This window comes from Kribbella sp. CCNWLW201 (assembly GCF_037203805.1).
Classification (GTDB): Bacteria; Actinomycetota; Actinomycetes; order Propionibacteriales; family Kribbellaceae; genus Kribbella.
In genome coordinates, this window is sequence record NZ_JBBCBQ010000009.1 from 151744 (window position 1) to 165685 (window position 13942).

At 69.5% G+C, this 13942-nt stretch carries 14 protein-coding genes; 2 read left to right on the top strand and 12 right to left on the bottom strand.

Annotation, left to right across the window (positions count from 1 at the left end; all coding sequences use genetic code 11):
- Positions 1-125: 125 nt before the first annotated feature.
- The gene (gene rpsO / locus V9K99_RS31355; protein ID WP_337008978.1) at positions 126-398 is read right to left on the bottom strand and encodes a 30S ribosomal protein S15; all 273 of its coding nucleotides are present in this window, start codon (positions 396-398) and stop codon (positions 126-128) included.
- A gap of 115 nt (positions 399-513) precedes the next feature.
- Positions 514-1476 (bottom strand): bifunctional riboflavin kinase/FAD synthetase, encoded by a 963-nt coding sequence (locus V9K99_RS31360; RefSeq protein WP_337008980.1) that lies wholly within the window; start codon positions 1474-1476, stop codon positions 514-516.
- Between the two features lie 125 nt (positions 1477-1601).
- Here V9K99_RS31360 and V9K99_RS31365 point away from each other — a divergent pair, with 125 nt between their 5' ends.
- On the top strand, positions 1602-2621 hold the full coding sequence (locus V9K99_RS31365) for an SGNH/GDSL hydrolase family protein (RefSeq protein ID WP_337008981.1): 1020 nt from the start codon (positions 1602-1604) through the stop codon (positions 2619-2621).
- Positions 2622-2709: 88 nt separating this feature from the next.
- Here V9K99_RS31365 and V9K99_RS31370 read toward each other — a convergent pair whose 3' ends face one another.
- From V9K99_RS31370 to V9K99_RS31380, 3 genes are read right to left on the bottom strand one after another with little or no spacing between them, the layout of a single operon-like run.
- Positions 2710-3591 (bottom strand): NAD-dependent protein deacetylase, encoded by an 882-nt coding sequence (locus tag V9K99_RS31370; protein WP_337008983.1) that lies wholly within the window; start codon positions 3589-3591, stop codon positions 2710-2712.
- 20 nt (positions 3592-3611) lie between these two features.
- Complete coding sequence (locus tag V9K99_RS31375) at positions 3612-4247, bottom strand: transcriptional regulator (protein WP_337008985.1); 636 nt, start codon at positions 4245-4247, stop codon at positions 3612-3614.
- Entirely contained in the window at positions 4244-4660 is a 417-nt protein-coding gene (locus V9K99_RS31380; RefSeq protein WP_337008987.1) for a hypothetical protein, read from the bottom strand. The genes V9K99_RS31375 and V9K99_RS31380 overlap by 4 nt, the downstream gene beginning before the upstream one ends.
- Positions 4661-4719: 59 nt before the next feature.
- Here V9K99_RS31380 and V9K99_RS31385 point away from each other — a divergent pair, with 59 nt between their 5' ends.
- Positions 4720-5958 carry a PEP/pyruvate-binding domain-containing protein gene (locus tag V9K99_RS31385; protein ID WP_337008989.1) on the top strand — a complete coding sequence of 413 codons (1239 nt, stop codon included), beginning with the start codon at positions 4720-4722 and terminating at the stop codon, positions 5956-5958.
- A 127-nt stretch (positions 5959-6085) separates the two neighbouring features.
- Here the strand turns inward: V9K99_RS31385 and V9K99_RS31390 are convergent, their stop codons facing one another.
- The 7 genes from V9K99_RS31390 to rimP form a co-directional block, all read right to left on the bottom strand.
- Positions 6086-6949: an LLM class flavin-dependent oxidoreductase gene (locus tag V9K99_RS31390; protein ID WP_337008990.1), complete on the bottom strand. Its 864-nt coding sequence runs from the start codon at positions 6947-6949 to the stop codon at positions 6086-6088.
- A 283-nt stretch (positions 6950-7232) separates the two neighbouring features.
- Positions 7233-8138, bottom strand: coding sequence for a tRNA pseudouridine(55) synthase TruB (gene truB, locus V9K99_RS31395; RefSeq protein ID WP_337008991.1), 906 nt, complete (start codon positions 8136-8138; stop codon positions 7233-7235).
- Complete coding sequence (rbfA, locus tag V9K99_RS31400; RefSeq protein ID WP_337008993.1) at positions 8119-8556, bottom strand: 30S ribosome-binding factor RbfA; 438 nt, start codon at positions 8554-8556, stop codon at positions 8119-8121. The genes truB and rbfA overlap by 20 nt, the downstream gene beginning before the upstream one ends.
- A 97-nt stretch (positions 8557-8653) precedes the next feature.
- Positions 8654-11791: a translation initiation factor IF-2 gene (infB, locus tag V9K99_RS31405; protein ID WP_337008995.1), complete on the bottom strand. Its 3138-nt coding sequence runs from the start codon at positions 11789-11791 to the stop codon at positions 8654-8656.
- Between the two features lie 165 nt (positions 11792-11956).
- Entirely contained in the window at positions 11957-12274 is a 318-nt protein-coding gene (locus V9K99_RS31410) for a YlxR family protein (protein ID WP_337008997.1), read from the bottom strand.
- Positions 12275-12319: 45 nt separating this feature from the next.
- Positions 12320-13312 carry a transcription termination factor NusA gene (nusA, locus tag V9K99_RS31415; protein WP_337008999.1) on the bottom strand — a complete coding sequence of 331 codons (993 nt, stop codon included), beginning with the start codon at positions 13310-13312 and terminating at the stop codon, positions 12320-12322.
- A gap of 1 nt (position 13313) precedes the next feature.
- Positions 13314-13829, bottom strand: a complete 516-nt coding sequence (rimP, locus tag V9K99_RS31420) for a ribosome maturation factor RimP (protein WP_337009001.1) — start codon at positions 13827-13829, stop codon at positions 13314-13316.
- Positions 13830-13942 lie beyond the last annotated feature (113 nt).

Consider the following 13942-nt stretch of genomic DNA (forward strand, 5'->3'; position numbering starts at 1 on the left):
GTCGTCTCGTGGTCGTATCTATTCAGTTGTTCCCGAGGCTAGTCCTCGTACGACGGACGTCGCACGGCGGCACTCGGATACGCCAGGAGCGGCCACCCGGATTCGGGAGGCCGCTCCTCGCGACGTCATCGGCGAAGGCCGAGCCGCTCGATCAGGGACCGGTAGCGGTTGATGTCCTTCTTCGCCAGGTAGTTCAGCAGCCGGCGGCGCTGACCGACGAGCAGCAGCAGGCCACGACGGCTGTGGTGGTCGTGCTTGTGCTCCTTGAGGTGCTCGGTCAGATCGGCGATCCGGTGCGTGAGCAGCGCCACCTGAACCTCGGGAGACCCGGTGTCACCCTCGGTCAGGGCGTAGTCCGCCATGATCTTCTTCTTCGTTGCGGCATCAACAGATGACACGGAGTTCCTCTCGAATTCGTTGCGCGGCGCACCGGGGCTTTCTTCACCCGAGCACTCTCTGTCCGCGGCCGTTCAGACGGCAGCAGTCAGCGTATCAGTCCGTGGACGCGTCACCCTAATTCCCCGTCAAGATGCGGCGCGCGCCGTCGACATCGGCCTTCATCTGGACCAGCAGCTCGTCGATGGTGTCGAACCGGATCTGGCTGCCGCGGAGCCGGGCGACGAAGTCCACCGCGATCCGGGCGCCGTACAGCTCCAGATCGTCGCGGTCCAGCACGTAGCTCTCCACCCGGCGGTCGACGCCGTCGAAGGTGGGGTTGCTGCCGACGCTGATCGCCGCGGGCAGCGGGTCCGGGTACGACGGGGAGTCGTCAGCCGGCTCGAGCACGGTCAGCCAGCCCGCGTACACGCCGTCCAGCGGGATCGCGGCCCTCGGATCGGCGGGGATGTTCGCGGTCGGGAACCCGAGCTCCCGGCCGCGCTTGTCACCCTCCACGACGACCCCGGTGACTCGCAGCGGCCGCCCGAGCGCCTCCGCGGCCGCCTCAACGTCACCCTCGGCGATCCGGCCCCGGATGTACGTCGACGACCACGGCTGCCCATCCCCGGCCAGGCTCAGGCCCTCGACCTGGAAACCGTGCGTCGCCCCGGCCGCGACCAGCGTGTCCACGTGCCCGGCCGCCTTGTGGCCGAAGCGGAAGTTCTCACCGACCACGACCGCCTTGGCGTGCAGCGTGCCGACCAGGACCCGCTCGATGAACTCCTCCGGCGACCAGTTCGCCACGTCCTTGTCGAACGGGAGGATCAGGACGGCGTCGGCGCCGTACCCGGTCAGCAGCCCGGCCCGCTCCTCGGGCTCGCTGAGCATCGCGGGCGCCCGATCGGGCCGCAGTACGGCCATCGGGTGCGGATCGAAGGTGAGCGCGACCACCGGCAGGCCTCCCAGCTCGGTCGCCCGCGCCTTGGCGTGCGCGAGCACCTCCTGGTGCCCCCGGTGCACGCCGTCGAAGTTGCCGATGGTGACGACCGACGGGCCGAATTCCGGCTCCACCTGGTCCAAACCGTGCCAGACACGCATGACAGCAGGATTCCATGTCTCGCCCACGGTCCGTGCGGCAGGTCGGCGATCACCCCTTGTAATCGGAGTGTCACTCAACTTAGGGTGTGGCGGCACGGACGTTCGCCGGCCTGGGGAGGTTGCACGTGAAGATCCGTCGGATCGCCGCGGCTGCGCTGGCATTGCTCCTTTTCCCCGGTACGGCGCTCGCCGCCACACCGGCCTCGGCGTCGTACGACGAGCCGCTGTTCAGGCACTACGTGGCGCTCGGGGACTCCTACACGTCGGCGCCGCTGGTGCCGCTGCCGGAGCTGCTGTCGCTGGGGTGTGTGCGGTCGACGAGCAACTACCCGAAGATGCTCGCCACCAAGCTGCGGGTCTATCAGTTCACCGACGTGAGCTGCGGTGGTGCGGACACGACGAACATGACCGCACCCCAGAGCACGCCCGTCGGCACGGCGGCCCCGCAGTTCAACGCGCTGCGCCCGGACACGGATCTGGTGACGCTCGGGATCGGCGGCAATGATTTCGGCGTCTTCGGCGACATCATCAGCACCTGCCCGGGGTTGCGGGCCAGTGATCCGACCGGTGCGCCGTGCAAGGCGCATTTCACCGTCAACGGCGTGGACACGCTGAAGGCGCGGATCGTCCAGACCCAGGCCCGGATCACGACCGTTGTCCAGGGCATCAAAGAGCGGTCGCCGCAGGCAACGATCGCGCTGCTCGGCTACCCGAAGATCGCCCCCGAATACGGCACCTGCCCGTCGATCCTGCCGTTCGCGGACGGCGACTACACCTACCTGTACTCGATCGAGGAAGCGCTCAATGCCGCGGTCGCCAACGCGGCGGCCGCGACCGGAGCGGCGTACGTGGACACGTTCGGGCCGTCGACCGGGCACGACGCCTGTGCACCGGACGGGCAGGCGTGGATCCAGGGCAAGGACATCAACCTGCTGCGGGCGCTGAACTACCACCCGCGCTACGAAGGACAGGCCGGCGTCGCGGCGCTGACCTACAAGACGTTGACCGGTGAGCCGGTCGTCGTCACCGCGGCCGAGCAGGCCGCCTGGGCTGCCCGCGGCCGGGAGCTGTCCCGACAGGCGGCTGCTTCCCCACAGGCCCTCGAGGCCTCCTTGAACCGCCTACGGACCAGCGCGCAACGCTGACCCTTTCCAATCCGTAGAGCGGACCCCGGGTCGAGCCACCTCACGCGTGGCTCGGCCCGGCGGTTGTGAGAGTTCCCAGACGCCCTCTCTACACCTGTTCGGTGAGTTCGGTCAGCGCCTGGCCCAGTGGGAGATTGACGCGGTGGGCGGCGTACGGGTCGCCGCGGGTGACGCCCTGATTGATGATCAGGACGGTCTTGCCGGCCTTGGCGGCGTGGCGGACGAAACGGAAGCCCGACATCACGGTCAGGGACGAGCCGAGGACCAGCATGGCGGCCGCGTCGTCGATCAGGCGGTAGCAGCGTTCGACCCGCGGCTTCGGGACGTTCTCGCCGAAGAACACCACATCCGGTTTGAGTACGCCGGTCCCACACGCCTCGCACGGTACGACGGTGAACGTGCGGACGATCGAGTCCGGCAGGTCCACGTCGCCGTCGGGGTTGATCCGGGTCGCCTCGCCCTCGAAGTCCGGATTGGCCGCTCGGAGGCGACGATCGAGTGCTTCGCGGGCGGACGTCGTACCGCAGTTGAGGCAGATGACGCGATCCAGGTTGCCGTGCAGCTCGATCACGTCTCTGGCGCCGGCCGCTTGGTGGAGGCCGTCGACGTTCTGGGTGATGACGCCGCTGAGGTAGCCGCGTGCTTGCAGGGCCGCGACGGCTCGGTGGCCTTCGTTCGGGAGTGCCCGGGCGATGGTGCGCCAGCCGAGGTGGCTGCGGGCCCAGTACCGTTGCCGGCCGGATTCGCTGGCCACGAAGTCGCCGTACGTCATCGGAGTGTGGGTCCGGAGGCTGCCGGTCTCGCCGCGGTAGTCCGGGATGCCGGACTCGGTGGAGATACCTGCGCCGGTCAGTACGACGACCTCGCCGTCGGCCACCACGTCCGCGATCGGCGCCAGGTCCGTCGTACCAGGCTCGAGTGCCAACACGTCAGGGCCGGGGACCCATTGCAATGTCGGTCGCGAACGCACCTCTCCAGGGTAGCGGCGGGTCAGGGTTCGTCGCCGCGGTTGAGGTTGAGGGTGGCGATCAGATCTTCGTGCAGCTCGAACCAGACCTTGTGGCAGGAGTCGACGATGGTTCGGTCGACCCAGTCGGTGTCGCCGGCCTGGACGCGTTCTAGGGCGGTGGTGAATCGGGTTCGGTAGCCCTGGAAGCGGTCGAGGACGCTTTCCAGGGTCTCCGTCAGTGGACCGAGGTGTTCGGCGAGTGCGGTCAGTTCGGCGATGACGCGGCGGTCCCAGACCGGGTCGGTGTGGTCGTTCAAGGCGTGCGGGTCGTCGTTGGTGGGTCGCAACTGCCATTCGGTGCAGGCGATTTGCAGCCGCCCGTTGAGTGGAAGGAAGGCTCGGTAGGTCTCGCGGACGGTCTGGGCGCCCGCGACCAGGTCGAGCTCTGCGGCGAGGCGGCGTTCGTTCTCCTCCCGCCCGGACGCCATCAGGGACCATCCGCCGATATCCGCGAACTCGCTCCAGGTGATCCAGCCGAAGGCCTGATAGTCGAGCAGGAGTTCTTTCGTGACCGCCTGGTCGAGTCCGAACCGTCGCGCGACCTTCTCGTCGTCCGCGACGCCTTGCAGCCGTACGGCGTGCAGCACGAGCAGCTCGGGGGTGGAGGCGTGAGTCATGTCGTCTGTCCGTCCGCTGGGCGGCCGCTGCGTGCAGTCAGCCGGTCTAGTCGTTGCTGGCACGCCTGAGGTGAGTTGAGGCCGAGTGCTCGCGCCATCTCGGCCCACGTGAGGCCGAGACCGCGTGCCTCGAACATGAGGCCTGTCTCGAGCTGGTCGAGTTCAGCCCGGGCCGCCGGGAACAGCTGCAACGCCGCGACCGCCGCCTCCCGTCGTACGTCGTCTGCCTCGTGGGTCGAGCTGGATCGCCAGAGGAAGAACTGGATCAGGTCGACGGCCGACGGCGGCACCGGACTCGGTTGCCAGGGCCGATGGGCCAGCCGGTCGGCTCCGTGGTCCAGGAGCAGCCGGCGGGCCTCGTGCTCACGCCGGACCTGGGCCTGGTCGTCGAAGGGTTCGTGGTTGCGTTGCACCTGAGAACCGTGGATCCTTCAACATGATGTTGTCAATATTTTGTTGAAAGGACAGCCCGGTGATCGTCAGCCTCAGCGACGCCACCCGGGAGCAGGCGGGCGCTAAGGCTGCCGTCCTCGGAGCGCTCGCCCGGGCCGGGTTCCCGGTGCCGGCCGGCTTCGTCGTACCGGTCGAGGCGTACCGGGCGGCCACGGGAGGTCTGAATCTTCCCGCCGTACTGGCCGAGCACGGAGCTGACGAGGTACGGCGGTTGATCGCATCGCGGCCGCTTCCGGCGGGGCTCATGCGGTCGCTCACTGACGCGGTGACTCGGCTTGGTGGCGAGGCGGTCGCCGTACGGTCGTCTGCGTCTGATGAAGACACGGCCGGCGCGTCGGCGGCGGGACAGCACGACAGCTTCCTGGGTGTCATCGGACCGGCGGCGGTTGCCGAGCGGCTGCCGGCGACTTGGGCGTCGTTGTGGTCCACCCGGGCTGTCGCCTATCGGGGGAATTCGGCTATCGCACCGGAGATCGCCGTGATCGTCCAGTGCCAGATCGACGCGGAGGTTGCCGGGGTTCTCTTCGCCGACGCTTCCGGGGTCGTGATCGAAGCGTCCTGGGGATTGGGCGAAAGCGTCGTCAGCGGGCTGGTGACACCGGACTCCTTCTCCGTGACCGCGGACGGTGTGCGCGACCGCCGTACCGGAGACAAACGGACCCGGATCGATCGCACCTCGGACGGCACCTGGACCACGCAGGTGCCGGCCGAGCTGCGCGAGCGGTTGTGCCTCGACGATCACCAGCTCATCGAGCTGGCGCGACTCGGTCAGGAGGTCGCCGCGCACCTGGGCGGCCCGCAAGACATCGAGTTCGCCATCGAGAACAACCAGATCTGGCTCCTGCAAGCCCGTCCCATCACCGCTCCCCTCCCGCATTCCACCCGCACCGCCACCACCGCCGATCCGAGTCCGACAAAGACCGCCGGTCCGCCGCCCACCGCCATCCACCTGCGCGGGGCCGCTGGGAGTCCCGGCAGGGTCTCGGGCCCGGCTCGCGTTGTGCACGGACCCGAGGACTTTCGCCGGGTGGGTACCGGCGACATCCTGGTCTGCCGGTTCACCGACCCGGCCTGGACACCACTGTTCGGCGTCGTTGCCGGCGTGGTCACGGAGACCGGCGGCCGTCTCTCCCACGCCGCGATCGTGGCCCGCGAACACCGCATCCCCGCCGTACTCGGCGTCCCCGCCGCCATGACCACCCTCTACGACGGCCAGCCCGTGACCGTGAACGGCACCACCGGCACAGTCCACACCTAACCCAGGTGCGCTCAGCTCGTCCACCGATCCGCCATTTGAGGGGTCAACCCCTGAGCTTGTGGGTTGGCACCTTGCATGCACCGGCCAAACCCATCATTTGAGGGGTCGACCCCTCAAATGGGACGCGTCAGGTGATTCGGGGTGGGCCGGCCTTGAGGCGGCGTTCGGCAGCGGTGCGGACCTCGGTGGGGTCCATGGACGACCAGTCGGCGTCGATCCACCAGGTGGCGCCGGCGTCGGCCCAGGGTCGTACAGTCTCGGCGGCCTTCGGGTCGTCAGCGGCGGTGGTGCCTTCGGCGACGACGTCGTACCCGTCCATCGTCAGGCCGTGCGCGGCGCGCTCCTCGCGCAGCCAGGCGACGCCCTCAGCGAGCAGCTCGGGCGACCACTCGCCCGGCTCCTCACCTGGCCGGACGATCGGTGCGTGATGCGGCAGCCAGCCGTCCTGCAGTGCCACCCGCCGCATCGACTTCGGTCGCGGCCAGGCACCCACCACCCAGGTCGGGATCCGCGGCTGCTGAACCGGTGGCGGCGGCGCGGGCGGCATCAGTTCGGCGATCTTCTTGGCCCGGTAGTACTTCCCGGCGTACTCGAACGGCTGGTCGCGCCACAGGTGCTGCAGCATCTCCAGCGAGTCGTCCATCAGCTCCGCCCGGACCTTGCGCCCCGGATCGTCCTCGAACAACCAGAATCGGTCGTCGCCGGCCACTCCGAGCCCGACCGCCAGCGTCACCCGGCCGTTGCTCAGGTTGTCCACCGTCGAGGTCTGCCCGGCCAGGTCCCACGGTTTCCGCCGCGGCAACGGCGTCAGCATCGTCCCCAGCCGGATCCGCTCGGTCGTCATCGCCGCCGCGGCCAGCATCGCCCAGGCGTCGATCCCCCACACCGACTCCCAGACGAAGAAGCCGTCCCAGCCGTGCTCCTCGGCCAGCGCCGCCAACTCGGCCGCCGCCCGAGCATCCCCATATGCCATCACGAAGCCATATCTCATGCCGACCGACGCTAGCGGGCGCCACGGACAATTCCCGGCTCGGAATCAACTGCTTGACGACAGCCGCCAGGTGTCCGCTCAGCGGTTCAGTTCGAAGAAATTCCGGTACGGCCCGGTCCGTATCGGCCTAATGTGAAGATGTTCGCCTGGCGGCAACTACTACCCCACTACCCGGACAGCCCCGCCGAATGCGCCGGGCCGCGACTCTCCCCCACGAGCGTCGCTCTTCTGCCCCCATCGGCACAGTCGCTTCCGGGGCCGCCAGGCGGGCCCTTCAACGAGGTCAGCTGACGAACACCGCAGTGGGTTTGGCCACCGGGCCGTGGGGTTCGTAGAGAGCCAGAAAGGTGCCGGTCGGGTCGAACATCGCCGTCTGCCCGGCGGGGAGCTTCAGGCCGGACAACGGCCGGCCGGTCCGGATCGCGGCGGCCTGGTCCGCGTCGGCGTCGTACCGGGGGAAGGTGCCGGCGGCAACCTCGGCGATCGGGAGCCATTCGAACGAATGACCGAGCGACTCCAGAGTGTGCGCGACCGACAGGTCGAACGCGCCGACGCGGGTACGGCGAAGTGCGGTGAGGTGACCGCCGACGCCCAGTTCGGCGCCGAGGTCGCGGGCCAGCGCCCGGATGTAGGTGCCGCTCGAGCAGTCGACCGAGATGTCGACCTCGATCCCCACAGGTCCGGGGCGTACGTCGACGACGTCGTACCGGGAGACCGTCACGCTCCGCGCCTTGAGGGCGACCTCTTCGCCGGCCCGGACGCGCTCGTACGCGCGCCGGCCGTCGACCTTGATCGCGGAGACCTTGGACGGGACCTGCGAGATCTCGCCGCGGAAACCAGCCACCGCGGCCTCGATCGCCTCGGCCGTCACCCCGTCGACCGGCGCGGTCGACACGACCTCACCCTCGGCGTCGTCGGTGGTCGTGGACGCGCCGAGCAGGATCGTCGCGTCGTACGACTTGTCGGCGAGCTGGAGGTGGCCGAGCAGCCGGGTCGCGCGGTTGAGACCGACGACCAGGACCCCGGTCGCCATCGGGTCCAGCGTGCCGGCATGGCCGACCTTGCGAGTCCCGGCCAGCCGGCGGATCCGGGCCACCACGGTGTGCGAGGTCAGACCCGCCGGCTTGTCGACGATGACGATGCCGTCGGCAACCGCCGGGGCGCCGGGCTCATTCGTCGTCGCTGTCATCGTCCTCGCGGTGCTTGTAGGGGTCGGCCTCGCCGGCCGGCTTGGCGTGCGCGGCGGCCTTGGCCACCTCGGCGTCGGCCTGCCGAGCCTGCGCCAGCAGGTCCTCGATGTGCCCGGCCGTCTCCGGTACGGCGTCCAGGAAGAACGCAACGCTCGGAGTGTGCCGCAGGCCGAGTGCCTTGCCGACCTCACTGCGAATCAGCCCGCGAGCCGACTCCAGCGCTGCCGCGGTCGAGGCGCGTGCCTGCTCGTCGCCGTACACGGTGTAGAAGACGCTGGCCTCCCGCAGGTCGCCGGTCAGCCGGGCGTCGGTCACGGTGACGAAGCCCAGACGAGGGTCCTTCACCCGGCGCTCGAGCAGCTCCGCGACGAGTACCTGGATCCGGTCGGCCAACTGCTTCGCCCTTGCTTCACCCATCAGGGCTCACTCCCTCAATCATGAGTAACGTCCGGAGAGAACGATCGCCTCCCCGGACGTTACTCCGGTACCCAGAGGACCTGGGCACCGACTGCTGTCAGTTGCGCGGCTTCTCGCGCAGCTCGAACGACTCGACCACGTCGCCGATCTTGATGTCGTTGTAGCCGTTCACGGTCAGACCGCACTCGAAGCCCTCGCGGACCTCGGACGCGTCGTCCTTGAACCTCTTCAGCGACGACAGCTCGGTGTTGTCGACCACCACCGCGCCGTCCCGGATCAACCGGACCTTGGCGTTGCGCCGGATGACGCCACTGGTCACCCAGCAACCGGCGATGTTGCCCACCTTCGAGGAGCGGAAGATCTCCCGGATCTCCGCCTGGCCGAGGGTGGCCTCCTCGTAGATCGGCTTGAGCATGCCCTTCAGGGCGGCCTCGATGTCGTCGATCGCCGAGTAGATGACCGAGTAGTACCGGACATCCACGCCCTCGCGCTCGGCCAGGTCACCGGCCTTGCCCGCCGGCCGCACGTTGAAGCCGATGATGACGGCGTTCGACGCGATGGCCAGGTTGACGTCGTTCTCGTTGATCGCGCCGACACCACGGTCGATGACCCGCAGGTTGACCTCGTCGCCGACCTCGATCCGGACCAGCGCGTCTTCCAGCGCCTCGACCGAACCGGACACGTCGCCCTTGAGGATCAGCAGCAGCTCCTGGGTCTCGCCCTTCTCCATCGAGGCCATGAAGTCCTCGAGGGTCCGGCGCGCGCGCCGCTTGGCGTTGGCCGCCGCCCGAGCGCGGGCTTCCCGCTTCTCGGCGATCTGCCGCGCCATCCGGTCGTCGTCGACCACCAGGAACTTGTCACCCGCACCTGGTACGGCGGTCAGACCGAGGACCAGGACCGGACGCGACGGAGTCGCCTCCTCGACCGGGTCGCCGTGCTCGTCGAGCATGGCCCGGACCCGGCCGTACGCCGGACCGGCCACCATCGAGTCGCCGACCCGCAGCGTGCCGCGCTGGACCAGCACGGTCGCCACCGGACCACGGCCCTTGTCCAGGTTCGCCTCGATCGCGATGCCCTGGGCCGGCATGTTCGGGTTGGCCCGCAGGTCGAGTGCCGCGTCCGCGGTCAGTACGACGCTCTCGAGCAGCCCCTCGATGTTGATCCGGGACTTCGCCGACACGTCGACGAACATGGTGTCGCCGCCGTACTCCTCGGGAACCAGGCCGTACTCGGTCAGCTGACCGCGCACCTTGGCCGGGTCGGCACTCGGGACGTCGATCTTGTTCACCGCGACCACGATCGGGACGTTCGCCGCCCGGGCGTGGTTCAGCGCCTCGATCGTCTGCGGCATCACGCCGTCGTCGGCCGCGACCACCAGGATGACGATGTCGGTGGCCTGCGCACCACGGGCACGCATGGCGGTGAACGCCTCGTGACCCGGGGTGTCGACGAAGGTGATGGCCCGCTGCTCGCCGTCGACCTCGGTGGTCACCTGGTACGCACCGATGTGCTGGGTGATGCCACCGGCTTCCTTGGCCACGACGTTGGCTTCCCGGACCGCGTCCAGCAGCTTCGTCTTACCGTGGTCGACGTGACCCATCACGGTCACCACCGGCGGCCGCTTGACCAGGTCGTCCTCGTCGCCCTCGTCGGACCCGAAGTCGATGTCGAACGACTGCAGCAGCTCGCGGTCCTCGTCCTCCGGGGACACGATCTGGACGTCGTAGTTCAGCTCGGTGCCGAGCAGCTGCAGCGTCTCCTCGTTGACCGACTGAGTCGCGGTCACCATCTCACCGAGGTGGAACAGCACCTGCACCAGCGACGCCGGGTCGACTCCGACCTTCTCTGCGAAGTCCGTCAGCGACGCGCCACGGGCGAGCTTCACGACCTCGCCGTCACCGTGCTTGACCCGGACGCCACCGACCGCCGGCGCCTGCATGTTGTCGAATTCCTGGCGCTTGGCCCGCTTCGACTTGCGGCCACGACGGGCCGGACCACCCGGACGGCCGAAGGCACCCTGGGTGCCGCCACGACCGCGGTTGCCCGGACCCGGACGGCCACCGCCGCCACCGGGCGGACCGCTGGGGCCGCCACCGCCACCCGGACGGAAGCCGCCACCGCCGCCGCCACCCGGACGCGCGCCGGCACCCGGTCCGCCGGAACCGCCGCCGGGACGGCCGCGGCCACCGCCGCCACCACCCCCGCCGCCGCCACCGGGACCGGACGGGCGGCCGGTGAACGTACCGGCCGAGGACTTCGGCATCATCGCCGGGTTGGGCCGCGGCGCGCCGGGCACACCCGACGGACGCGGACGGTCGCTACCGCGTCCGTCACCACTGCGGGCCTGCGGCGGACGCGGCGGCATGCCGGCCGGGCTCGCACCCTGACCGGAGCCACCCTGTCCACCCGGACCCGGGCGAGCGCCACCGCGCTGCATGCCCTGGGTCGAGCTGAACGGGTTGTTGCCTGGACGCGGGGCACCCGGACGGGGGCCACCGCCTTGACCACCCTGGCCACCTGGGCGCGGAGCACCACCCGGACGCGGAGCGCCGGGACGCGGTGCGCCACCCGGACGCGGGGTCGCGCCACCCGGACGCGGCGTGGCCGGGCGAGCCGAACCACCGTCGGCCGCCGGACGCTGCTGACCCGGGCTGGGCGCAGGACGGGACGGCGCGGCCGGAGCCTTGCGCTCGGCCGGAGCAGCCGGAGCGGCCGCCTCGGGAGCAGCCTTGGCCGCCGGAGCCTCGAACGCCGGAGCCGACGTGGCCGCAGGGGCCTCGACCGGAGCCTGCGGTGCGGGCTCCTGCCGCGGACCCGGCTTCGGGCCAGGACGCGGACCGGGCTTCACCGGGGACGGCGTGGCCGCCGGAGCCGCCTTCTCGGTCACCGTCCCAGCCTCGTCGGACACAGTGGATGCCACCGGAGCCGGGGTCGACTCGACGACCGGAGCGGGACGCTCGGCCGGGGCCGCGGGTGCGGCCTTCTTCGCCGGCTCGGCAGGCGCGACCGGTGCGGTCGCCTGCGGCGCGGCGGACGTGCTGGCGGCGGCCTTCTTGGCCGCGCGCTTCTTCGGCGGGTTCTTCTCGAACTCTTCCGCCAACCTACGGACTACCGGCGCCTCGATCGTCGAGGATGCCGATCGGACGAATTCGCCCATGTCGTTCAGTCTGGTCAGAACGACCTTGCTGGTAACTCCGAGCTCCTTCGCGAGCTCGTAGACCCGGACCTTTGCCACTACTCTCCCTCTGGTCCGAGCCTGGTGCGCGGACCGTTAGTTGACGTACGTGCTCATCGCTTTGTACTCATCGGTAGACACTCATCGAGTGGTCATGAGTCGATGACCCGCCTTCATGTCGTCGCGACGGTCGTCGCGGGCGGCCGGTTGGCCGCCTTGGTTACTTCAACTGCCTTGCTTTCTTCCGTGCACTGCACTTTCTTCACTGCACTGCGCAACATGATCTCGCACGAGCTTCAGCTCCAGCGGACCGGGGACCCGGAAGGCCCGCGGGAACGCCTTACGCCGCTCGGCGAGGTCGAGACACTCGGCCACCGGGTGCAGATGCGCCCCGCGGCCAGGTGCCCGATGAGCGGGATCCGGGAGGACAAGTCCTCCGGAAACCGTCATCCGCAGCAGGTCAGCCGGACCGGACCGCTTCCGGCACCCGATGCAGGTGCGCTCCCGGGCTTTGCCAGGGCGCGCTTCCACCGTCACTGTCACGTGATCCTCAGGGTGTGGTTGCGACTCAGTCGACCGACCGAGAGATCAGTCTACCTTCTCGTCCTCACGAGTCACATCAGTATCCGGCCGGATGTCGATCCGCCAGCCGGTGAGCCGGGCGGCCAGGCGGGCGTTCTGCCCTTCCTTGCCGATCGCGAGCGAGAGCTGATAGTCGGGTACGACGACCCGCGCGGCGCGAGCCGCGGCGTCCACGACCTCCACCGACGTAACCTGCGCCGGGGACAGCGCATTCCCGACGAAGGTGGCCGGGTCGTCGCTGTGGTCGATGATGTCGATCTTCTCACCATGCAGCTCGTGCATGATGTTGCGCACCCGCTGGCCCATCGGCCCGATGCAGGCACCCTTGCCGTTCACCGACGGGTTCAGCGTCCGGACCGCGATCTTGGTCCGGTGACCGGCCTCGCGCGCGATCGCGGTGATCTCGACCGTGCCGTCGGCGATCTCCGGCACCTCGAGCGCGAACAGCTTCTTGACCAGGTTCGGGTGGGTCCGGCTGACGGTGATCTGCGGGCCCTTGAAGCCCTTGCGGACGCCGACCACGTAGACCCGCAACCGGGAGCCGTGCTCGTACTTCTCCCCCGGCACCTGCTCCGGGGCCGGCAGCACCGCCTCGATCTTGCCGAGGTCGACCATCACCGAGCGCGGGTCGCGGCCCTGCTGGATGACGCCGGAGACGATGTCGCCCTCCTTGCCGGAGAACTCGCCGTACCGGACCTCGTCCTCGGCGTCGCGCAGCCGCTGCAGGATGATCTGCTTGGCCGTGGTGGCCGCGATCCGGCCGAAGTCCTTCGGGGTGTCGTCGTACTCGCGGGCCAGCGTGCCGTCCTCGGCGAGTTCGCGGGCGAACACGGTGACGTGCCCGGTCTTGCGGTCCAGCTCGACCCGGGCGTGCTGCTGGGCACCCTCGGTGCGGTGGTAGGCCACCATCAGTGCCTGCTCGATCGCCTCGACGACCACGTCCAGGGAGATGTCCTTCTCCCGTTCCAGCGACCGCAGGACGGCCATGTCGATGTCCATGTCAGTTCTCCTCCACCGTGCCGTCAGCGGCAGGTTCGTCGTTGCCGGCAGCCCGGTTGAACTCGATCTGGACCTTGGCCTTGGCCACGTCGGCGTACGGCACGGTCCGCACCTTGCCGTCGACGTCCAGTTCGGCCGCCTCCTCGGAGGCGGACTTGATCCGGCCGGTCACCTTCCCGCCGGCGGTCAGCGTGACCGCGACCAGCCGGCTGACGTTGCGGCGCCAGTGCCGGGGCAGGGTGAGCGGCCGGTCGACGCCCGGGCTGGAGACCTCCAGCGTGTAGGCGCCGTCGCCCATGATGTCGTCGGCGTCGAGTGCCTTGGAGATGGCCCGGGTGACGTCGGCGACGTCGTCCAGGTTGATCCCGCCGTCGCGGTCGACGAGCACGCGCAGCAACCGGCGGCGGCCGGCCGGCGCGACGTCGGCGGCCTCCAGGTCGCAGCCGAACTGCTCGACGATCGGCCGCAGGAAGTTCTCGAGGCTCGAGGTGTCCGTGTGGTCAGTCCTTCGGCTCACAGGTAGACCTGCCTCTCTCTCCAGTTGTGCACCCGTTCCACCACCCGGCGATCCGACCGAGGGCAGTAGCCCACCATATCCGGCCCGAGGCAGTGCTCACGTCACCGCCTCGT